The following is an 18,853-nucleotide window of genomic DNA, read 5'->3' as shown; positions in this document are numbered from 1 at the left end:
GGGAATCTGTACCCGTCCTCCCCCATGACGGGACTTTCAGCCCTACATCGGGAGCCCAGACCCTTGGCATCCTTGTAGGGGCGCCGTCCGGGCGAGGCCGGAGTGGCTTTCCCCTGACGCCCCTCCCTATAGACCCAGTTCCCTTGCACACAGTTCACTTGCACACACTTCCCTTGCCGCTGAGGCATTCCCGCAGTGTCACCGCAGATGATGCCCCCGCAGGCACATGCTGCAAGCTCGCTGCACTTTGAAAGGACCAGCATGCCTGACATCCGCACGCTCCGTCCCGCCCTGAAAACGCCACTGGAGCCCGCGCGGCTGTCGCGGGAGGACGCCTCCCGCCGTCGGGCGATGCTCCTGCATCCTGCCAAGTTCAAACCCTCAACATACCCGGGCAGCGAAGCCGGCGGGAGGGCCGGGGAACTCAGCAACAGGTTCGAATGCCTTCATGCGGACCTGGTGGGCCGCGGTTTGGCGGAGAAGGATGCGCGGACGGAAGTGGCCCGGATTGCGGCCCGGGAGGTTTGGGACGGGTTTGCCGCCCAGCTGCGCCGTCACCGGGCCGCGGGCCGGCAGCTGGACGCAAACGTGCTTGCTGTCGCACTGGCATCAATGCAGGGCATGACGCTCGCGCTGCTCCGGCACCAGGGCGACCTGGGATACGCCATCCGTGCCGTGTCCACCGCCCTCCGCCGCCTCCGCTACAACGGTGGCCTGCTGGAGCGCCTGCACCCGCATGGCAGCCCGGCCTTCACTGACGCAACCATCACCCTCCAGTCATTGGAGGCGTTTCTCGCCCGCCCGCAAACCAAAGCTGCCTGATCAGGGAGGCACCGTGGCAACTTCTGAAGAGTACAGGGCCGTGTACGGTCAGGAAGCGCCTGGCGGCCAGGCCCCAGCGGAAATTGGCGATGGCGGGTGCAACATCATTTTCAAGGACAACGGTGCCGTCGTGGGACGCTGGAGTTCCTGGGAGAAAGCCAGCGTGGCACTCAACCGGCTGCAAAAGCTTTCAGGCTGGCTTGAGTACCGGCTGGAGGAATCGCACCGGTGGGTCAGGGCAAAGGGGGCCGGAGACACCATGAGGTGCTCTGGCTGCAGCGCCCTTCGCCAACTTCAGGAGGCAGCCGGGCCATTGGCTCCCCGTGGCTTCGGCTGGTGACGAATCAGGAACGGACTTTTGGCCCTGCTGGCACAGCAGAGGGACGCGAAATGATTGAACGAGGATCCTTCCGACCGGGGCGGCTGCATCAGACGGGCAGCCGGGGAGGGCGTCGAATCAATGAGAGCGTCGTCATGGAAACACCCGCAGAACCCCGGGATGTCTTTCAGTCCCCAGCCGGGACCGCCCGGATCTTCATCCTCAATGACCATGAACTGGTGCGGCGGGGCCTGAAGGACCTGCTCGAAAATGATGGGTTCACGATTGCCGGCGAGAGCGGATCCGCCGCAGAGGCCCGGCGCCTGATCCCCAGCCTGAAACCCGATATCGCTGTGTTGGACGACAGGCTGCCGGACGGAACGGGGATCGAGGTCTGCCGCGACCTCCGCGCCACGGCCCCAGGGGTCCGATGCCTGATCCTGACCGGCTGGGACGAACAGCATGCCGTGCGGGCGGCGGTGCTGGCGGGCGCGTCCGGGTACGTCCTCAAGCAGGTGAGCAACAACAACAATCTGGTGGACAGCATCCGCTGTGCCGCCGCCGGCGCATCACTGTTCCGGCCGGAGGTCCGGGAAAGGGTTGCCGAAAGCCTGTACGCAGCCGCCTCTGCCTCTTGGCTGCAAGGCCTCACAGGGAGGGAGCGGAACGTGCTTGCCTTCATGGCCCGCGGCCTGACAAACCGGCAGATCGGGCAGGAGCTGGTGCTCCCCGAAGATGCGGTGGTTGGCACTGTGTCCTCGGTACTGCAAAAGTTGGGATTCCGGCGCCGCAGCCCGTTGATCCCGGCTCCCATCCCGCGCGCGTGGGAAATGCTGTCCTGAGAGGGCACGCCACCGTCAGGCCGGAAGGGGCACCCGCCAGGTCACGCTGGTGCCTTGGCCGGGGGCGCTCTCAATGGTGCAGGTCCCGCCCAGCCGGCTGGCCCGGCTCTTCATGTTGTTCAATCCGCTGATCCGGCCGGGATCGGCAAATCCGCAGCCATGGTCCTGGACGGTGAGGACCACGTCGCCGTCCTGAACGGCGAGGAGGACGTAAATTTCTTCAGAGCCCGAATGCCGCACGGCGTTGCTGACGCTTTCAGACAGCACCGGCAACAATTGTTCGGCCACGTCCTCGTCCACGATGTCATCCACTGGGCCCGAGAGCTGGATCCTTGGCAGGAAGCCACCGGCGTTGGCTGCTTCCTGCACGGCGCGCAGGACGCGGCCGCTGAGGAGTTCCCGGTCGGGTTTCCTGGCCTGCAGTGAGTAAATCGTGTCGCGGAGCTGGTGGATGCAGTCATCCAGTTCAGTGGTGATATCGGCGATGCGGCGCTCATGGGCAACGGTGTCGGAGGTGTAGCGGCGCAGGCCTTGGATACTCAACCCGGCTGCGAACAGCCGCTGGATGACCAGGTCGTGCAGGTCCGCCGCAATCCGCTCGCGGTCGATGAACAACGCGTGCTCTTCCCGCAGCTGGTTTGCCTTGAGCAGGTCCAGCGTCAGGCCGATCCGCGAGGCAAACACGGCGCTCTGCTCAACATCCACGTCCGTGTAGCGGCTTCCAACGGTCCCCCGGGCCAGGATCAGCACACTGTCCCGGTGTCCGTCACTGTTGCTTCCCAGGGCGGCAACCAGGACCGGCCCGAGTTTCTCTGCCAGCTCATGGTCAAATACCAGGGACGGGTCTGCCAGCGCCCTGGACTCCCCGCTTTCCAGGACTTCGGATAACACGTCAGAGGCTGGCAATTCCTGGCCGCCAGGCATCGATTGCACGCCCACCGATGTACGGCACCTGACGGTTCCGTCCCCGCCCGCGGATGCGATTACCCCCAGGACCGAAGCGGAGGCCTTAACGGCCCGTTCCGCGATCATGTCCAGGTTTTCGGTATCCGAGCGTGGCCGGTCCTTCAGGCAGTCACTGACCTCCATGCCCGCCTCAAGCCATTTTTGGCGCCGCTTGCTGTCATCGAACAACTTGGCGTTTTGGATGGCCACGCCGGCAGCAGAAGCAAGGGCTACAGCCAGGTCTTCGTCTTCACCCGAAAAATCCTGCCCGCCGATTTTTTCCGTCAGGTACAGGTTCCCGAAGACCTCGTCCCGGACACGGACCGGAACACCCAGGAACGTGCCCATCGGCGGGTGGTTGGCGGGGAATCCAACGGCAATGGGAAGTTCGCCGAGATCGTGGAGCCGCAGTGGTTTGGGTTCGCGGATCAGTTCACCAAGCACTCCGTGGCCGGTTGGAAGGTCACCGATGAGGCGGGCTCCCTCGTCATCAATGCCTACGGTGATGAAGTGGCTGAGCTGCTGGTCATCACCGATGACGCCCAGAGCCCCGTAGCGCGCTCCCACCAGTTCGCAAGCAGACTGCACCACCCGGTCAAGCACCGCTTCCAGGCTGAGGTCTTCGGTCAGGGACACCACTGCACCGAGCAGGCCTTCAACGTGTTCCTGTGCCCGGACAAGGTCATCAGCCCGTTCTACGAACTCCCGCAGAAGTTCCCGGGTCCGCCGCCTGATCGGTTCACGCCACATGAGAGTACACCCCAAAGTTCGAACAGCATGATCCAAGGCGGCCTTCATCACCCTGCTTTGAACATCTCAGCGAAAGCCCCAGCTTCTCTCTCCTCCATGCTAACCCCGGCGTCGCCACAAGGGTTATGGGTTACGGACAGATCTCCCCTGCCGCGCCTTGCGCCGCCCAAGCCTTGGCACGCCTGAGGGGACCGCGGGCTTAGGGACCTTGACCGGGATGCTGTACCTGGAGGCCCTGCGGGCGATGTGGTGCGTGGCGTGCCGGCGCTTGACGGGAGGTGGCGGGGCGGGCAGCTGCTGGGCGCTGCGGGCAAAGAACCATCGTTTGGCCAGTTCCACCAGGACCAGATACACCACCACCATGCCCAGCAGGGCCAGGAAGAACGGGACAGGCAGCGGGTCGAAGCCGAGCAGGCCGGCCAACGGCGAGAGCGGCAGGAAGATTCCCAGCGCCACCACGCCGAGCGACGCGGCAATCAGGCCGGCTGACGGCCGGCTGCGCAGGAAGGGAACACGCCGTGTGCGGATGGCGAAGATGATCAGCGTCTGGGTGGCGATGGATTCGATGAACCAGCCGGCCCGGAACTCCCCGGCACAGCGGTGAACACGAACAGCATCAGAGCGAAGGTGGCGAAGTCGAACAGCGAACTGATGGGCCCGAAGAGAAGCATGAACCGCCGGATGAAGGCGATGTCCCAGTGGGACGGCGCCCGCAGCTGCTCCTTGTCCACCCGGTCCCCCGGAATAGCCAGCTGCCCGGAGTCATACAGCAGGTTGTTCAGCAGGATCTGGCCCGGCAGCATGGGCAGGAAGCTCAGTACCACGGAGGCTGCTGCCGCGCTGAACATGTTGCCGAAGTTGCTGGACGTGCCCATCAGCACGTACTTGATGGTGTTGGCGAAGATCCGCCGCCCCTCCATCACGCCGTCCGCCAGCACTCCCAGGTCCTTGTCCAGGAGGACGACGTCGGCCGCGTCCTTGGCAACGTCCGTTGCCGTGTCGACGGAGATGCCGATGTCCGCCTTGTGCAGTGCCAGGGCATCGTTCACGCCATCGCCCATGAAGCCCACGGAGCCGCCGCTGAGGCGCAGCAGGCCGATGATGCGCGCTTTCTGTTCGGGCGAGACGCGCGCAAAGATGGTGGCTGTCCGCACGGCGGCGGCAAGGTCGGCGTCGGACATCTGCTCAACCTGGGCACCGGTGAGGGTGCCGCCGGAGATCACGTCCAGGTCGGCACAGACTTTCTCCGCCACCTTGGCATTGTCCCCGGTGGCGATCTTTACCGAAATACCCAGGGCCTCCAGCAGGTCCAGGGACTGCCTGGCGTTGGTCTTGGGCCGGTCCAGGAAAACGAGGAACCCGGCCAGCGTCAGCCCATACTCATCAGCCGGGGCCAGCTTCTCCAGGTCTGCAGCCGGACGGGTTGCCACGGCGACCACCCGGGAGCCGGCGTCGAACTGCTCGTCCAACAGCCTCTGCACCGCGGGTGGGGTTGGCCCACACAGGGCGAGGACGTCCTCGGGGGCGCCCTTGGTCACCAGGCGGGCGGGGCCGCCGTCTTCACGGACCAGAGCGGTGGTGCGGCGGCGCTGGTGATCGAAGCCGATCATGTCCAGGCGCTGATGACGCTTCGGTTCAAAGGCGGCGGCGCCGGGGCTGTCCCAGAGGGCGGCGTCCAGCGGGTTCTGCCCTGCCGGGGCTGCATTTCCTTCCGAGTAGTCGGCCTCCGTGGCGAGCAGGCCCAAAGTGAGCAGGTCGTCTTCGGAAACGTCCTGCGTCACCGGAAGCGCGCTGGTGAAACTGATCCGCCCCTCCGTCAGGGTGCCGGTCTTGTCCGTGACCAGGATGTCCATGTCCCCCAGGTCCTCGATGCACACCAGCCGCTTGACCAGCACTTTCCGCTTGGCCAGCTGCCGGGTACCGGTGGCCAGGGACGTGCTCACCACGGCGGGAAGCAGCTGCGGGGTGATGCCTACGGCGATTGCCAGCGAGAACAGCAGGGATTCAATGAGCGGGCGTTGCAGCAACAGATTGGCCACGAAAATCAGCGTGGTGAGCACCATCGCCACCTGCAGCAGCAGGAATGAAAAGCGCCTGAGTCCCAGCTGGAACTCGGTTTGCGGCTGCCTCTCCCCCAGGCCCAGCGCGATGCGGCCGAACTCAGCCCGGCCACCGGTGGCCACCACAACCCCGGTGCAGCTGCCGGACTGGATCACCGTGCCCATGAACACGCAGGAGGCGAGGTCGCCCAGTGCCGCGCCTGCGGCCACGGGAGCGGGGTCCTTGGCGGCGGGCTGGGACTCGCCCGTGAGGATGCTTTCATCGCAGAGCAGGTTGTTGGTGGCGAGGAGCCGGATGTCGGCGGGGATGATGGCACCCAGGGAGAGATGGACGACGTCGCCCGGCACCAGGGCGGTAACGTCCACTTCCCTGGTGGTTCCGCCCCGAAGGACCACGGCGCGGTGGGTGACACGGTCGTGCAGCGCCTCGGACGCCCGCTCCGCGCGGAATTCGTTGGTGAAGCCAAGGCCCACGCTGACCAGCAGGATCACGCCGATGACGATCGAGTTGGTTGCGTCACCCAGGAACAGGGACAGCCCGGCGGTGACCAGCAGAAGGATGAGGATGGGGCTGGCGAACTGCCGGCCCAGCACGGCCCAGGCGTTGGCGCGGTGCGTGCGGACGGCATTGGGGCCAAGGCTGCCAAAGCGGGCGGCGGCTTCCTCCTCCGCCAGGCCGTCCGGGCCGGAGGCCAGGCGCGCCAGCGTCTGTCCGGATGTCAGGCTCGCGGCGTCAGTGATCGGCAGCTGGAGGGAGCTCCGCTCCCGGACATTGAGCTCTGTCATGCCGCATCCGTTCGGACGTTTGCTTTCGTGGCGTTAGCTTAGGGCAAGGGTACGACGGCGTGGCCGCGCCAAGGGCCCAGGGTCGAGGTTGGCCAGGCGGACAGGGGACTTCAGGCGCTCAATGACATATCAGTGCGGCGTGCCAGCGGGGCACGTCAACCCGGCGGTCCGGGGCTAGTGGCCGTGCCCAGGATGTGGGCAAGCGGAGGGTTCAGCCGCTGCACGGCGAAGCCGAAGCGCTGGTTGTCCTGGACCGTGAAGCCTGCTGCGGTGATGGCGGCCAGAGTGTCCCGGTTGAGGTGGCATCCGCCCATGAACCGACCCCAAAGCGGGGTCAGGACGTCTTCTGCCCTGGCCAGGACCGGGTGCCGGGACCGGACATGCTCGTAGTAGGCCAGTGTTCCGCCCGGGCGCAGGACGCGGCGGATCTCCGCAAGCACGGCGGCCTGGTCCTTGACGCTGCAGAGAACCAGGCTGGCCACCACGGCGTCGGCGCTGCCGGTCTCCGCGGGGATGTTCTCTGCGGCGGCGGCAACCACCGTTACCGGGACGCTGGCCGTGGCGGCCTGTTTCTGCGCCAGGGCCCGGAGGTAGTCATCGGGTTCCAGGGCCAGGACGCGGGTGACGGCGGGAGGGTACAGCGGGAAGGAGGAGCCGGCCCCGGCCCCGATTTCGATGACTGATCCACGCAGGCCGGCCAGGGCGCGGCGGCGGTGGTCGGCTGCCCCGCGGCGGTCCATGCCACCCACGGCCCGGGCAAATGCCCGGGCAAAGAATGGATGCTGCAGCGGGGCCGGCCCCACCCCGCCCTCCGTGCCGCCAGGTGTGCGGTCCATCCGGATACCTCCTTGGGACTGTCTGGCTCTCATCATGGCACGGCGCCTAGGTGCCGGGGCCGGGCGCGGCTGGTAAAGGCGGTCCGGGCTACAGGCAGCTGGGCTGGTACGCGGGGTCCGCCGGGCCGGAGGCCTGGCCCAGCGCGTTCGCCACAAACTGGTGCACCACGGGATCGTTGGGTGTCTGGTCGTGTTCGAAGACATCGGCAGGACACTTGTCCTGGATGGTGATGTTGGTGACCTGCCTGGCCGGTCCCGCCAGGAACTGGCTGTTGTAGGGAATCACCACTTCGTCATAAACGGTGGAGATCACGGTGTACGACGGGCCGGCGACGGTATCGCCCTTGGCGTTGAGTTCCTGCATGAACGCCGACCCGGCCTGCTGGTCCGCGCATGCTGCGCAGCCCAGGGTGGTGTAGGCGGGATCCGGGACGGCATCCGGCGGCGGCACGATCAGGCCCTGGGTGCCGTGGTTGGATGGCGCAATGCCCACCAGGTGGTGGACGTACTTGGCGCCGCCCAGCAGGTGCATGTAGTAGCGCGGCATCATGCCGCCCTGGCTGTGGCCCACCAGGTCCACTTTCGGCGCACCCGTGGCGGCGCGGACGGCATCAACGAACGGGGCGAGTTCCTTCGCGGAGTCGGCCACCGGGGCGGTTGCGTAGACGCCGTTGGTCTCGCCGTAATTGAGGGCGAAGACGCAGTATCCGGCGCTCTTGAGGTAGGGCGAAAGCGTGGACCAGTTTTTCGCCATGCTTTCGAAGGTTCCGGGCACCAGGACCACGGGGTAGGGGTGTTCGGCGGAGGGCTTGCAGGACCAGTCGTTGGCGCCCGGCGGCGCGATGTCCAGGGTGTCGGCCTGGGCGGGAGCCGCGGAGAGCGAGCCTGCCAGGACGGCGGCTGCGGCGACGGACAGGGCGCGTTTCAGCAGTGACATATAAACCTCTTTGTTCGCGTGTCAGCATGGGTTTCCGCGGCCCGAGGTGCCTGCGGCGGTGTGCCTGCCGGTGCCCGGGGTGCGGTCCTAGACATGCTAGGCAGCCTGGACCTGCAGGTGGACCCGCCTGCACGAACGTGCGGGGAATTGGTCCGCGTCCGGCCCACCGCAACCCGGCCGGCCCCAGCACGCCGGGATATTCATTGTTACTGGTGAGTAGCTATTAAGGGCGGCCGAGGCCCCGTGGCCTTTGGAGCCGGCACCGTTCCGACAGCACCGCGCCAACTGCACGAATGTGCAGATGGCGTGAGACTCTCGGCCGGGCGTACAGGTCTGCCGCCGTACGTTCTGCCCAGGATCGCTACTTGAGGCTCAGTACCTCGTCGATGGGACGGCCGTTGACGAACACCTGCGCGCTGGTGGCACCGGATGCCGTCATGGCCGTGTATTCCAGTTGGGCCTTGGCGCGTGGGATGTCGCACACACCGCCGAGCATGAACTGCCCGGAAAGCCAGATGGTGATGGTGCTGCCGTTCAACTCGCCACCCAGATAGGTCAGGCTCGACTGGTACAGGACGTTGACGAGCCCGGACAGGCCGATGTCGCGGCTCTTGTTGGCCAGCAGGGTGTTGATGCTGGGGCCCACCTGGTCGGTGAAGCGGACGGGGGCCGTAGCGGTGGCCACCAGGCTGTCACCGCAGCCGATCGCGGGCCCGGAGACGCCGTTGTCACCCACGGCCACGTAGTAGATGGTCAGCGGGGCCACCTGCTCGGGCAGCCCGGTGGGCGTCGGTTCCGCCGTGGGCGGCGGGCTGGCAGGAGCGGACGACGGCGGAGCGGCGGCTGACGTGGTGGGCGCGGCTGAGGTGCTGGGAGGGGTGGTGGGGGTGGCCGATGCGGTGGGGCTCGCCGTCGTGCTTGGGGACGCGCCGCTGGGGCTGGCGCTGCTGGCGGTGGGGCTGGGGACCGGGGAACTGCTGGAAGGGGCCGGGGCGGGAGGGCCGAAGCACCCCGTAAGGAGCAGCAGGCTGCTGAACCCGAGAATGCTGAGTGCCGAAGGCCTGGGCCTGGTCATGACGCCCCCTTGACTGCTCGCCCCGCGGTTGCGGGAACCACTTTCAAGCTACGCCTGAGGGTTAGTCCAGAACAGGGACTAAAGTCCGAGTCCCCGGAGACTCACCACACCGAGTCGCCGCGCAGGACAACATCGCTGCCGCCGTCGACATAGACGATCTGCCCGCAGAGGTGCGTGTTCTCCTCGCTGTTGAGCCAGGCCAGCAGGCGGGCCACCACAATGGGCTCGGCGATGCCGTTCAGCGGCATCGGGACCACTTCCAGCAGCGACCTTCGTTCCTCTTCGGTATCGATCAGGTCCGCCGTCATTGGGGTGGCGATGACGCCCGGCGCCACCGCGTTCAGGGGGATCCCGGTGCCGGCCCACTCTGCCGTTGCGGCCTGGCGGCGGACCCAGCGGGAGAGCGCCAGCTTGGTGGAGGCGTAGATGAGCTGGCCCGTGGTCGCTGGTTCCTTGGCCATGACCTCGGCGCGGGCCATGGCCGCCGGTTCATCCCCGGCGGCCAGGAGTGCAACAAGCTCGCTGTCGCTGGCCAGGAGGGCGGCCATCGATGAGACCGCGACGGCGCGTGGCGCGTCCGACCCCACCAGGAGGGGCCGGAGCCGTTCCAGCGTTGCCACCGTCCCGAAAAAATTGACGGCCACGGTGGCGGGGGCCGGAACGGCGAGGCCGGCATTGGCGTAGATGGCATCGATCCTGCCGCCGCTGACCTTCCTTACCGCATCCGGCAACGCGTCGCGTCCCTCGGCGGTGGACAGGTCCGCCACCACCTCGGCATCGTGGAGATCCAGCCCGATGACGCGTTCGCCGCGCTGCTCAAGCAGTTCCCTGGTGGCTTTGCCAATGCCGGAGGCTGCGCCGGTGACGACGGAGGTGCGGGGCATGATGTCCTCTTTCCCTGGCTTCTTAGGGTTGTGAGCCACTCTGCCTGCGACCCCGCGTCGGGGCCAGAGTCCAAAGGCCCTGCGCCGCATCCCGCTCTGGCTCCAGCGTCGGCGGATCCATCAACAGGTTTTGTCACGCCGTTAACCGGCCATTCATATCCTCCTCGAAACCTGTCCAACAGCTGGAAATAGCGTGGAAGCCATGGACAACATCTCCCGCAGAACGCTCATCTCCGCCGGCATCGGAGCCGGCATCGTCGCCGCACTGCCAAGTGCCGCCGTCGCCGTTTCCACAGCGGACGACGCCGGCCTTCGCACCGATCCCTTCATGCTCGGCATCGCATCGGGCGAGCCGTGGCCGGACGGCTTCGTCCTGTGGACGCGCCTGGCCGTGAACCCGGTGGCGGAGGACGGGCTGGGCGGCATGCCGTCGCGCCCGGTGGCCGTGCAGTGGGAAGTGGCCGAGGACCAGGGCATGCGGAAGGTGGCGGCCCGCGGCGTGGAGCAGGCACGCACCGAGACCGCGCACTCGGTGCACGTGGAGCTGCGCGGCCTGCAGCCGGGCCGCGAGTACTTCTACCGGTTCCGCACCGGCAAGTACGTCAGCCCCGTGGGCCGCACCCTCACCAGCCCTGCCCTGCACGAGACGCCCGCCGCGCTGGCCATGGCGATCGCCAGCTGCGCGCAGTATGAGCACGGCTACTTCACCGCGTACCGGCGCCTGGCGGAGGACCACCCGGACCTGGTACTGCACCTGGGCGACTACCTTTATGAATACAAGAAGGGCAGCTACGTGATCGGCGGAGGGAACCCCCGTGACCACGAGGGCCCGGAGACCGTCACGCTGGAGACGTACCGGCAGCGCCACGCCCAGTACAAGGCCGACGCCGACCTGCAGGCAGCGCACGCAGTCGCACCCTGGGCGGTGGTGTGGGATGACCACGAGGTGGACAACAACTGGGCGGACGACGTTCCGGAGAACCAGGACGCCGCCCAGTTGAACGACAGCGTGGAGCACTTCCGGCAGCGCCGCGCCGCAGCCTTCCAGGCCTACTACGAGAACATGCCGCTGCGCCCGTCCTCGCTCCCCGCCGGGCCGGACATGAAGATCTACCGCCGCATCCAGTGGGGCCAGCTCGCCAACTTCCACATGATGGATACACGGCAGTACCGGGACGACCAGCTTGCCGGCGACGGCTGGAAGAAGAACGTCACAGAGCGGCTCGCCGAAAACCGGACCATCACCGGCGCCGAGCAGGAGAAGTGGCTGCTGGACGGATTCAGGAACTCCACGCAGCGGTGGGACATCCTGGGCCAGCAGGTCTTCTTCGCCGAGCGCGACCGGAACAAGGCACCGGAGATCGACGACGTTTCCATGGACGGCTGGGACGGGTACGCGGCCTCCCGCCGCCGCATCACCCAGGGATGGACCGACGCGAAGGTGCGCAACGCCGTCGTCCTCACCGGCGATGTGCACCGCCACTGGGCCAACGACGTGAAGGTGGACTACAAGGACCCCGCCTCCCCCGTAGTGGGCTCGGAACTGGTGTGCACGTCCATCACCTCCACGGGTGACGGCACGGGCTCCACCACGGACGCCACCATGGCCTGGAACCCGCACCTGAAGTTCTACAACGACAACCGCGGCTATGTGAACACGCGCATCACCAGGGACTCCATGACGGCGGACTTCCGCGTGCTGGACCACGTGACGACGCCGGGCGCACCCGTTGCCACGAAGGCCTCCTTTGAGATCCGCGACGGCGTGCCGGGGCTGCAGGCGCGGGCCTGACGCCTCGCGGCGGGCGTTTGCGTGACTTTTCTGCGTGGCCCGGGCGGCGGGACCTTCGGCACTTTGCGTGCCGGGGGTCCCGTGGCATGTTGCGGCTATGGCCGGACTGCGATATTTGCGACGGACGGACGGCGGAGCTAATCGGCGCAGGCGCCTGCAGCTCCTGGCGGCGTCGCTCGGCGTACAGATCACGGCATATCTGCTGTGGCGTCCGGCCATGCTGCGCTGGGGAACCGAGGGCACGGAAGCCGTGGAGCGGCTGCCCGGCGACGAGCTTGAGCCCCAACCGGTGATCCAGAGCACCAGGGCCATCAGCATCGACGCCCCGCCCGAGCGCGTGTGGCCGTGGATCGTGCAGATGGGAATCTACCGCGCCGGGTTCTACACGCATGACCGGGTCGAGCGTGCCCTGTTCCATGCCCGGTACGTCGAGGGCAAACAGTCTGCAACCCGAATCCACCCGGAACTGCAGGACCTCAAGGTGGGCGACAAGGTACCGTATGGCGGGGGCGTGTACGCGACCGTCACCGCGCTTGAGCCCAAGCGGCACCTGGTGGCGGGAGAACAGTTCATCCTGCGGCCCCTGCCGGGGAACCGCACCCGGTTGATCATCCGGTACCGCGGCAAGGGGTACCTGAGCGCCGCGGCGCGCGGTGCCGGGCCCGACGCTCCCATGGCCACCCGGGCTTTGGCCTTCACCCTCCAAAACGTTCCGGGCGCGATGCTGCTGGCACGCGCCGTCGACCTTTTCATTGGCGACCCGCTGCACCACTACATGGAAGTTGGCGTGCTCCGGGGGTCAAGCAGCGCGCGGAGTCCTGAAGAACTCCATAGCTCTGCCGGAGACCAGTTCCGGCCGGTGGTCGGCGATGAAGTGCCCCTCACCCGGGACGATCTCGGTGGTGACGTTGCCGCCCCGTCCGCGGCGGTGGCCCATCCGTTGCAGGGTGGCCGATGGTTCCATGGATCCGATAAGGACGAGGGTGGGGACCGTGAAGTCGCGCCGGCCGTACACCCCGAAAATGATCTTCAGGAAGGCTGGCAGGATGGTGCCGCGGTAGAGTGCCGAGCCCGCTCTTGCCCTGGCAGGCTTTGCGGCTGCTGCGTCGTAGAGGTTCATGTCCGCCTCGGATACGCCCCCTGCGGGTTCAAATGCTGTGAAGAGGTGCTGCATCACCTTCCGGCTCCGCTGGATCCGCGGGCCGATAAATGGAACGGCCAGGGCGAAGGCGTGCCACAGCTTGGGAAAGACCAAAACCAGCCGGGCATTGGGCCTGATGTGGACGTCGGGGGCACCTGTAACGATGAGTGCCTCAACAAGATCAGGCCGCTGCATGGCGAGTAGCTGCCCCACGATGGCACCCCAGTCGTGGGTGAGGAAGCGGGCTCGGCTCATGCGAAGCTTTGCCATGAGTCCGATGACGTCCTCCACCAGCAACCCGGCTGAGTATCGGCCCTGTGGTGCATCACTCCAGCCGAAACCCCGCTGGTCCGGCGCGATCACCCGGTAATGTCTGGCCAGCAAGGGCATCACGCCGTGCCATTCCCACCAGTTCTGCGGGAAGCCGTGCAGGAGAACCAGGGGATCCCCGCTACCTGCCTCAGCGATGTGCAATCGGATGCCGCGGATGTTCATCCATCTGTGCGTGACGCCATCAAGTTCCGGCATCGCAGCGACCTTGCCTTCCATGAACTTAATTTACTACTTAAGTAGTACCGGTGTCAGGACCTGCCGCGCAGCCCCTCCGGGTGCACCCGGCCCTGCGCGCATTAAGGCCTGGTCCGTCGCCGTCGTACTTCTGCAAAGCCGTTGTGCGCCGTGGAGCCCGGGGCTAGGATGCTCCCGGGGAGAGGTCCTTTGTCTCGCGAGACTGGAAAGGGCCACGCACATGACCGACTTCTTCACAATGCAGCCCGACGAGACGGCGCCTCCCCTGCCGACGGGACCCGTCCTGTGCGCGGGGACGGCAGCGATGCGGCGCATCCACCGGTTCTTCCTCTGGGCCTACGGCGAGGCGCCGGGACTGGTGCGCTCCGCCGCCGCCGGCGACACTGCCCGGGCAGCCTACGTGGGCGAAGTGCTGGGCAACTTCGACAAGGTGCTGCATATCCACCACGAAGGCGAAGACCTCCTGATGTACCCGCAGCTGAAGGAGCGGGCACCGGCATGCGCGCTGCATGTGGGGCAGATGCTTGAGCAGCACAGGCAGGTGACGCAGAGGCTGGAGGCCATCGAGCCGGTCCGGCTGCGCTGGATGCAGACGGCGGATGAGGAGTCCGGCGCGGAACTCGCCGCCCGCTATGAAGACCTGTCCGGCGTCCTCAACGTACATCTGCGCCGCGAGGTCACGGAGATGATGCCGGTTGCTGACAGGGTGATGACGGAGAAGGAAGCTGCCGCGGTGGGGCAGCACGGGATCCAGGAACTCGACAAGAAATTCCTGGTGGGCTACCTCGGCATGGTGCTGGCCACCAACCCGCCGGCGGACCGGAAAGAACTGTTCAAGGAGATCCCTCCCCCGGTCCGGCTCGCCTACCGCCTGGTGGGACGGCGGATGTACCGGAAACAGTACTCAACGCTGTTCCCCGGACGCCCGGTTCCCGAGACGCTGTAGGCGTTCTGTTGCGGCGCCAAGCTGCGGTGGCGGCGGTCAGGGCCGTCCACACGCTGGCGTGGTTCTCCATCGAGTCCTGCGTCATCTACGTGCTCTACACCGGCCTGGCCGGCCGCACGGACAGGCGGGTGGGGTGGGCGGCCGCCGTGGTTGCCGCCGAATCACTGGTGTTCGCCGGAAACGGGTTCCGCTGTCCGCTCACCGGACTCGCGGAGCGCTACGGCGCCGAGCGCGGCTCCGTCACCGACATCTACCTGCCGCGATGGTTCGCGCACAACCTGCCCGCCATCCACGTTCCGCTCCTGGTGCTGATGGTGTACCTCCATGCCCGGAACCTCCGGCACGGGCGCCCGCCGGGCTGAAGTAAGCCGCACTGCCTCCACGACGTCGCTGGCCCCCAGCAGATGCGTCGTTGCCTGGACCGCATCCCAGCGTCCGAAATTTGCCGGGTCCAGGAAGTGCTCCCAACTCCGCTCGAGATCCCTCCGTACGTCTGCCGGCCACTCCCTGAATCCCTTGCCCAGAGAACCTGCACCATCGGCGCCGGGGACGCGTTCTGCGCCGCCCTGGTCCTGGCGCTGCAGCGGGGCCTGGACTACACCTCGGCACCTTCTGTTGCCAACTTGGTGGGTGCCGACGCTGTCGGCGACCCTTCCTCCCAGCCCGATTTGGAACGGCTGGGCTACTATCTGGAGCGGATTGCCCCGGCCGTGGACGCACGGTGAGCGTGGCACTGCGGCGGGCGGCGCCGTCGGACCTTCCCGAGGTCATGCGCATCACCCGGGACGCGTACCTCCGGGCCGGGCACTTCGCGGCGGACCATCCCTACATGGGCGTGCTGGAAGACGTGGAGCACCGCGCCGCCCATGCCGAGGTGTGGGTGGCGGAGTCCGCCGGGAAGGTGGTGGCAGCGGTGACGCTGACATTCGCCGGCCAGCCGTACATCGGGGCCATCAGCATCACCAGCGCCACGTTCATGGAGCGCGCGCACGCCCTGTACGGGTCGCTGGGCTTCCGCCGTGCGCCGGAGCGGGATTGGCATGTGCCCGGCGAGGACGTGCTGCTGTGGGTGTTTACGCTGGAACTCGGTGGCTGAGCCCCCCGCTAAACCCTCGTGGCCAGCTGGGAGTCTTGATCTGCCAGGAAATCAGAATGCCGGTGGACGATCCGCCAGGCACCCTCTTCGCGGCGGTAGATGTGCGTTGTGCGCATCGTGTAGACGGCGGGGATGCCATCCACCACGGCGCTGCTGTGCTCAAGGCCGACCGTGTAGGCGAGGCTTCCGCTGGCACCCGCGGCGACGAGCTCGAACTCAGATCCGGCAGATCCCGTAAACCGGCGGGCCTCCTGGTGGAACTTGGGTTCGAGGTCCGCCCAGCCTGCTCCGGAGATGTGTGCACCGAACAACGTCACGGGGGTCCGGTGTGACCACAGGGCCAGGCGGGGTGCCACGTCTCCCCTGTGCAGCGCCAGCGTCATGTCCCGCTGCTTTGGCAGGATCTCCGCCAGGAACGCGTCCGTTTCCTTGTGCATGGCTTCTTTGCGCATGACTTCCTTGTGCATGGCCCGCCCGCCTTTAGGTGCCGGTCCGGGCGCCAGGCAAAGGAACGCTGGCCTCCCCCGGCGGGAAGTCCGCATGCCGGTGCACGATCCGCCAGTTCCCGTCCTCCCGGCGGTAGACGTGCGTTACCCGCAAGGTGTACTGGAGCGGTGTTCCGTCGACGGTGGCGGAGGTGTGCTCGTAGCCCACGGTGTAGGCGAGGTCGCCGCTTGCTCCGGCAGCGATGATCTCCAGGTCGAAGGAGTCTGCGTGCGTGAACCACGAGGCCACGCTGTGGAACATCGGCTCCACCTCGGCCCAGCCGGTGCCGCTGAGCCGCGCCCCGAAGAGCGTCACAGGATCGTCCTGCGACCAAAGCGCGATGCGCGGGGCGACGTCACCGTTGTGGATGGCGGCGTCCGCGGCCCGCTGCCGGGGAATCATTTCGGCCAGGAATGCATCCGTTTCGGTGGACATGACCAACTCCATTACAGTCATACTGTTTTGAATACAGTTATAATGCATCCAATGGAACGGAAGATCAAGAGGCAGTACGATTCCCGTCGCCGCCGGGAGCAGGCTGCAGAAACCCGGCGGACCATCATCGCGGCGGCGAACGAACTCTTCATTGCCCAGGGATACGGCCAGACCACCATCAAGCAGGTGGCCGCGCGCGCCGGCGTCTCCGTCGAGACCGTATACGCCACGTTCGGCACCAAGGCGTCGCTGCTCAGGCACGTTTGGTATGTCGATTTCCGGGGGATGAAGCGGACGTGGCGCTCTATGACAGGGAGGAGATGCAGTCCATCCTGGCCGAGCCGGACCTGTCGGAGAGGATCCGCCGCCACGCCGTCTTCGTGACGGCGAGCAACCGCCGCATCTTTCCGCTCCTGGACGCGCTTACCGGAGCTGCTGCGAGCGAGCCCGACGCCGCCGCCATGCTCGCCGAGTGGGCGGACCGGCGCCTGGACGTGGCCACCCGCTACGCTCACGCCGCGGCTGCGACCGGCCAGCTGGGCGTCAGCGAGGAGGAATGCAGGGACGTGCTGTTTGCCACCATGGACGGCACCCTGTGGGCCCAGCTGGTGGGGCAGCGCGGCTGGAGCGACGAGAGGTTCTCAACCTGGCTCGCCGCGACGTGGATTGGTGCGCTCGTCCGGGCAAAGTAGCGGTCAGGGCTTCAGCCGGCGGTCAGGGCTTCAGCCGGCCGGTTTCCCTGCGGATCCTCCGGCGCGGCCTTTCCTCCGGAGCATGAACCTCGCAGTGAGCGCCGCGATGAGGCCGGCGAGAGTCACCAGCTGCACTTCGTCGAAGGACAGCCCGTCAATGTTCGGCTGCAGCTCCTCCTCGGTAGCCCAGCCGAACCAGGCTTCGCTGACCAGGATTCCGGCAACGAAATAGGCCAGGGCCGCGTAGAGCCAGAGCCAGCGGGTCACGTGCCTGCCGACAATCAGGTGGGCCACCAGGCCGAAGGCGAGCGACATGGCCGCCAGCAATAACAGGCCGGCAATTCCCAGATCCCACTGCGGCACGGCGAGCCACCTCCCTGCTCCGCACTTCCTGCCATCCAGTCTCATTGCCAGGCGTCGGTGGATGTAGAGGCGAAGGTCACCGGGGTTCTATCTCCATGGGTGCAGCCCTAGGGTGCGGAGCGGGCTCCCGAGTCCTTGCTGGAGCCGGTGGTGGGGACGAAGTTCCAGTCGAAGGACCCGTCGCCGTGCAGAGTCAGCCGGAGGAAGCCGCGGGTGTCACTGAAGCGCTTGGCGATGTATTTTGGCTTGCTGATGAACGGGCGCGTATCGATGCCTCCGGTGGACACCTGGAATGCCGTCATCCCGTCATTGACGCACTTGTCCGCGTTGTTCACCGGGCAGGACCGTTCGTAGTTGTGCTGCGACCCCGACAAAGTCAGCCGGACCCTGTACTTCCACATCAGGTCGATCCACGGCTTCTGGTCCCCGGCCCGCCCGTGCTCCTCCGTATCCGAGGTGAAGTAGGGCTCGTGGTACACGACAGCCAGGTACTTCCCCGCCTTTTGGGCGGCGGCGAGGTCCTTGTCCAGCCACGAGGTTGCAGCCGAAGCTTCCGCTTTGTCGTACCGCCACAGCGCGGACGACAGGAAGGCGAAGTGCCAGTTGCCGAAGTCCTTCGAGTACGGCTCGCCGTTCGGGATGAACCCGCGCTCCTGGTTGATCGCCGCCTTCTCGGGAGATCCCGGGCATTGGCCGTTCATGAACTTCGCCAGGTCTTCGTTGCGGCCGGGTTCCCAGTCGTGATTGGGCGCGGACACCCAATACAGCTTGGGTTTGGTGCCGCCCCACAGCGGTGTCCAGGTCTTCACGTAGTTGTCGCAGTATCCGGTCTCGTACTGGAAGTCCCCCAGCCCCAGGAACGCGTCAATCTCATTGTTCTCCACAAGCTTGGTTATCGCCGCGCCGTTCCGCCCGGACGGGCTGTCAGGGTCAACGTTGTCGGCGGGGTTCATGTCGCCCACCGCGGCGATATGGACATCGGGCCCGGGAGGCGCGGGCTCCGGCGGCTTCGGCGTGCAGGCCGTGGCAGAGAGCGCCAGCAGGACTGCGGAAACTGCGGCTACATGCCGGAAGGGTTTGTGGCGAGGGAGTGCTTGCCGCATCCCGTATCCCCTTTC

Annotated in this window: 23 protein-coding genes; 11 read left to right on the top strand and 12 right to left on the bottom strand. The window is 66.7% G+C overall.

The features are described from left to right. Positions 1-261 precede the first annotated feature (261 nt). From OUO20_RS02225 to OUO20_RS02215, 3 genes are all read left to right on the top strand, one after another. Positions 262-822, top strand: a complete 561-nt coding sequence (locus OUO20_RS02225) for a hypothetical protein (RefSeq protein ID WP_056393354.1) — start codon at positions 262-264, stop codon at positions 820-822. 13 nt (positions 823-835) lie between these two features. Further along, positions 836-1,162, top strand: a complete 327-nt coding sequence (locus OUO20_RS02220; protein ID WP_235509873.1) for a hypothetical protein — start codon at positions 836-838, stop codon at positions 1,160-1,162. A 134-nt stretch (positions 1,163-1,296) separates the two neighbouring features. Continuing rightward, positions 1,297-1,983 carry a response regulator gene (locus tag OUO20_RS02215; RefSeq protein WP_056393352.1) on the top strand — a complete coding sequence of 229 codons (687 nt, stop codon included), beginning with the start codon at positions 1,297-1,299 and terminating at the stop codon, positions 1,981-1,983. A 15-nt stretch (positions 1,984-1,998) separates the two neighbouring features. Here OUO20_RS02215 and OUO20_RS02210 read toward each other — a convergent pair whose 3' ends face one another. The 6 genes from OUO20_RS02210 to OUO20_RS02185 all read right to left on the bottom strand — a co-directional run bounded on the left by OUO20_RS02210 (position 1,999) and on the right by OUO20_RS02185 (position 9,063). Further along, positions 1,999-3,678, bottom strand: a complete 1,680-nt coding sequence (locus tag OUO20_RS02210) for a GAF domain-containing sensor histidine kinase (protein ID WP_018770422.1) — start codon at positions 3,676-3,678, stop codon at positions 1,999-2,001. 123 nt (positions 3,679-3,801) lie between these two features. Continuing rightward, the gene (locus OUO20_RS02205) at positions 3,802-4,215 is read right to left on the bottom strand and encodes a hypothetical protein (RefSeq protein WP_326498087.1); all 414 of its coding nucleotides are present in this window, start codon (positions 4,213-4,215) and stop codon (positions 3,802-3,804) included. Between the two features lie 2 nt (positions 4,216-4,217). Then, positions 4,218-6,524: a magnesium-translocating P-type ATPase gene (gene mgtA / locus OUO20_RS02200; RefSeq protein WP_268002763.1), complete on the bottom strand. Its 2,307-nt coding sequence runs from the start codon at positions 6,522-6,524 to the stop codon at positions 4,218-4,220. 155 nt (positions 6,525-6,679) lie between these two features. Further along, positions 6,680-7,360 (bottom strand): class I SAM-dependent methyltransferase, encoded by a 681-nt coding sequence (locus OUO20_RS02195; protein WP_268002762.1) that lies wholly within the window; start codon positions 7,358-7,360, stop codon positions 6,680-6,682. 88 nt (positions 7,361-7,448) lie between these two features. Continuing rightward, positions 7,449-8,297, bottom strand: a complete 849-nt coding sequence (locus tag OUO20_RS02190; protein ID WP_142068195.1) for an esterase/lipase family protein — start codon at positions 8,295-8,297, stop codon at positions 7,449-7,451. 361 nt (positions 8,298-8,658) lie between these two features. Continuing rightward, positions 8,659-9,063 (bottom strand): GerMN domain-containing protein, encoded by a 405-nt coding sequence (locus OUO20_RS02185; RefSeq protein WP_134165592.1) that lies wholly within the window; start codon positions 9,061-9,063, stop codon positions 8,659-8,661. Here OUO20_RS02185 and OUO20_RS02180 point away from each other — a divergent pair. After that, on the top strand, positions 9,047-9,385 hold the full coding sequence (locus OUO20_RS02180) for a hypothetical protein (protein ID WP_268002761.1): 339 nt from the start codon (positions 9,047-9,049) through the stop codon (positions 9,383-9,385). The two genes, OUO20_RS02185 and OUO20_RS02180, sit on opposite strands and share 17 nt — an antisense overlap. Before the next feature lie 88 nt (positions 9,386-9,473). Here OUO20_RS02180 and OUO20_RS02175 read toward each other — a convergent pair whose 3' ends face one another. Next, positions 9,474-10,256, bottom strand: coding sequence for an SDR family oxidoreductase (locus OUO20_RS02175; protein WP_056393343.1), 783 nt, complete (start codon positions 10,254-10,256; stop codon positions 9,474-9,476). Between the two features lie 202 nt (positions 10,257-10,458). Here OUO20_RS02175 and OUO20_RS02170 point away from each other — a divergent pair, with 202 nt between their 5' ends. Next, positions 10,459-12,048, top strand: a complete 1,590-nt coding sequence (locus OUO20_RS02170) for an alkaline phosphatase D family protein (RefSeq protein WP_268002760.1) — start codon at positions 10,459-10,461, stop codon at positions 12,046-12,048. Positions 12,049-12,847: 799 nt separating this feature from the next. Here the strand turns inward: OUO20_RS02170 and OUO20_RS02165 are convergent. Next, entirely contained in the window at positions 12,848-13,738 is an 891-nt protein-coding gene (locus OUO20_RS02165) for an alpha/beta fold hydrolase (protein ID WP_268002759.1), read from the bottom strand. 199 nt (positions 13,739-13,937) lie between these two features. Between OUO20_RS02165 and OUO20_RS02160 the strand changes: the two genes are divergently transcribed. The 4 genes from OUO20_RS02160 to OUO20_RS02145 all read left to right on the top strand — a co-directional run bounded on the left by OUO20_RS02160 (position 13,938) and on the right by OUO20_RS02145 (position 15,759). Beyond that, positions 13,938-14,663: a hemerythrin domain-containing protein gene (locus OUO20_RS02160; RefSeq protein ID WP_268002758.1), complete on the top strand. Its 726-nt coding sequence runs from the start codon at positions 13,938-13,940 to the stop codon at positions 14,661-14,663. 8 nt (positions 14,664-14,671) lie between these two features. After that, on the top strand, positions 14,672-15,025 hold the full coding sequence (locus OUO20_RS02155) for a hypothetical protein (protein WP_268002757.1): 354 nt from the start codon (positions 14,672-14,674) through the stop codon (positions 15,023-15,025). A gap of 96 nt (positions 15,026-15,121) precedes the next feature. After that, positions 15,122-15,388, top strand: a complete 267-nt coding sequence (locus OUO20_RS02150; RefSeq protein ID WP_442781110.1) for a PfkB family carbohydrate kinase — start codon at positions 15,122-15,124, stop codon at positions 15,386-15,388. After that, positions 15,385-15,759: a GNAT family N-acetyltransferase gene (locus tag OUO20_RS02145; protein WP_442781109.1), complete on the top strand. Its 375-nt coding sequence runs from the start codon at positions 15,385-15,387 to the stop codon at positions 15,757-15,759. Before OUO20_RS02150 ends, OUO20_RS02145 begins: the two co-directional genes overlap by 4 nt. Positions 15,760-15,767: 8 nt before the next feature. On the opposite strand, the gene OUO20_RS02140 is transcribed toward OUO20_RS02145, so the two are convergent. Together OUO20_RS02140 and OUO20_RS02135 are read right to left on the bottom strand one after the other, a co-directional pair. Further along, on the bottom strand, positions 15,768-16,211 hold the full coding sequence (locus tag OUO20_RS02140) for a YybH family protein (RefSeq protein ID WP_268002756.1): 444 nt from the start codon (positions 16,209-16,211) through the stop codon (positions 15,768-15,770). Positions 16,212-16,239: 28 nt separating this feature from the next. Then, positions 16,240-16,680, bottom strand: coding sequence for a nuclear transport factor 2 family protein (locus OUO20_RS02135; RefSeq protein ID WP_268002755.1), 441 nt, complete (start codon positions 16,678-16,680; stop codon positions 16,240-16,242). 51 nt (positions 16,681-16,731) lie between these two features. Here OUO20_RS02135 and OUO20_RS02130 point away from each other — a divergent pair, with 51 nt between their 5' ends. After that, complete coding sequence (locus tag OUO20_RS02130) at positions 16,732-17,064, top strand: TetR/AcrR family transcriptional regulator (protein ID WP_268002754.1); 333 nt, start codon at positions 16,732-16,734, stop codon at positions 17,062-17,064. Continuing rightward, positions 17,001-17,372, top strand: coding sequence for a hypothetical protein (locus OUO20_RS02125; RefSeq protein WP_268002753.1), 372 nt, complete (start codon positions 17,001-17,003; stop codon positions 17,370-17,372). The genes OUO20_RS02130 and OUO20_RS02125 overlap by 64 nt, the downstream gene beginning before the upstream one ends. A 30-nt stretch (positions 17,373-17,402) precedes the next feature. Here OUO20_RS02125 and OUO20_RS02120 read toward each other — a convergent pair whose 3' ends face one another. Both OUO20_RS02120 and OUO20_RS02115 read right to left on the bottom strand, forming a co-directional pair. Then, the gene (locus OUO20_RS02120) at positions 17,403-17,735 is read right to left on the bottom strand and encodes a hypothetical protein (RefSeq protein ID WP_144600577.1); all 333 of its coding nucleotides are present in this window, start codon (positions 17,733-17,735) and stop codon (positions 17,403-17,405) included. A 107-nt stretch (positions 17,736-17,842) separates the two neighbouring features. Next, the gene (locus OUO20_RS02115) at positions 17,843-18,838 is read right to left on the bottom strand and encodes a hypothetical protein (protein WP_268002752.1); all 996 of its coding nucleotides are present in this window, start codon (positions 18,836-18,838) and stop codon (positions 17,843-17,845) included. Between the last annotated feature and the right edge of the window lie 15 nt (positions 18,839-18,853).

The organism is Arthrobacter sp. FX8, assembly GCF_026723805.1.
Taxonomy (GTDB): Bacteria; Actinomycetota; Actinomycetes; order Actinomycetales; family Micrococcaceae; genus Arthrobacter.
The sequence above is the reverse complement of the archived record's forward strand: the minus strand, read 5'-3'. Positions and strand labels throughout refer to the sequence as shown.

Excerpts from the sequence above, each read along its gene's own strand:
- OUO20_RS02140 (WP_268002756.1), bottom strand. The coding sequence starts at position 16,211 with ATGCGCAAAGAAGCCATGCACAAGGAAACGGACGCGTTCCTGGCGGAG.
- OUO20_RS02175 (WP_056393343.1), bottom strand. The coding sequence starts at position 10,256 with ATGCCCCGCACCTCCGTCGTCACCGGCGCAGCCTCCGGCATTGGCAAA.
- OUO20_RS02210 (WP_018770422.1), bottom strand. The coding sequence starts at position 3,678 with ATGTGGCGTGAACCGATCAGGCGGCGGACCCGGGAACTTCTGCGGGAG.
- OUO20_RS02215 (WP_056393352.1), top strand. The coding sequence starts at position 1,297 with ATGGAAACACCCGCAGAACCCCGGGATGTCTTTCAGTCCCCAGCCGGG.
- OUO20_RS02170 (WP_268002760.1), top strand. The coding sequence starts at position 10,459 with ATGGACAACATCTCCCGCAGAACGCTCATCTCCGCCGGCATCGGAGCC.
- OUO20_RS02130 (WP_268002754.1), top strand. The coding sequence starts at position 16,732 with ATGGAACGGAAGATCAAGAGGCAGTACGATTCCCGTCGCCGCCGGGAG.
- OUO20_RS02125 (WP_268002753.1), top strand. The coding sequence starts at position 17,001 with ATGCAGTCCATCCTGGCCGAGCCGGACCTGTCGGAGAGGATCCGCCGC.
- OUO20_RS02115 (WP_268002752.1), bottom strand. The coding sequence starts at position 18,838 with ATGCGGCAAGCACTCCCTCGCCACAAACCCTTCCGGCATGTAGCCGCA.
- OUO20_RS02135 (WP_268002755.1), bottom strand. The coding sequence starts at position 16,680 with ATGTCCACCGAAACGGATGCATTCCTGGCCGAAATGATTCCCCGGCAG.
- OUO20_RS02190 (WP_142068195.1), bottom strand. The coding sequence starts at position 8,297 with ATGTCACTGCTGAAACGCGCCCTGTCCGTCGCCGCAGCCGCCGTCCTG.
- OUO20_RS02165 (WP_268002759.1), bottom strand. The coding sequence starts at position 13,738 with ATGGAAGGCAAGGTCGCTGCGATGCCGGAACTTGATGGCGTCACGCAC.
- OUO20_RS02180 (WP_268002761.1), top strand. The coding sequence starts at position 9,047 with ATGGTCAGCGGGGCCACCTGCTCGGGCAGCCCGGTGGGCGTCGGTTCC.
- OUO20_RS02195 (WP_268002762.1), bottom strand. The coding sequence starts at position 7,360 with ATGGACCGCACACCTGGCGGCACGGAGGGCGGGGTGGGGCCGGCCCCG.
- OUO20_RS02225 (WP_056393354.1), top strand. The coding sequence starts at position 262 with ATGCCTGACATCCGCACGCTCCGTCCCGCCCTGAAAACGCCACTGGAG.
- mgtA (WP_268002763.1), bottom strand. The coding sequence starts at position 6,524 with ATGACAGAGCTCAATGTCCGGGAGCGGAGCTCCCTCCAGCTGCCGATC.
- OUO20_RS02160 (WP_268002758.1), top strand. The coding sequence starts at position 13,938 with ATGACCGACTTCTTCACAATGCAGCCCGACGAGACGGCGCCTCCCCTG.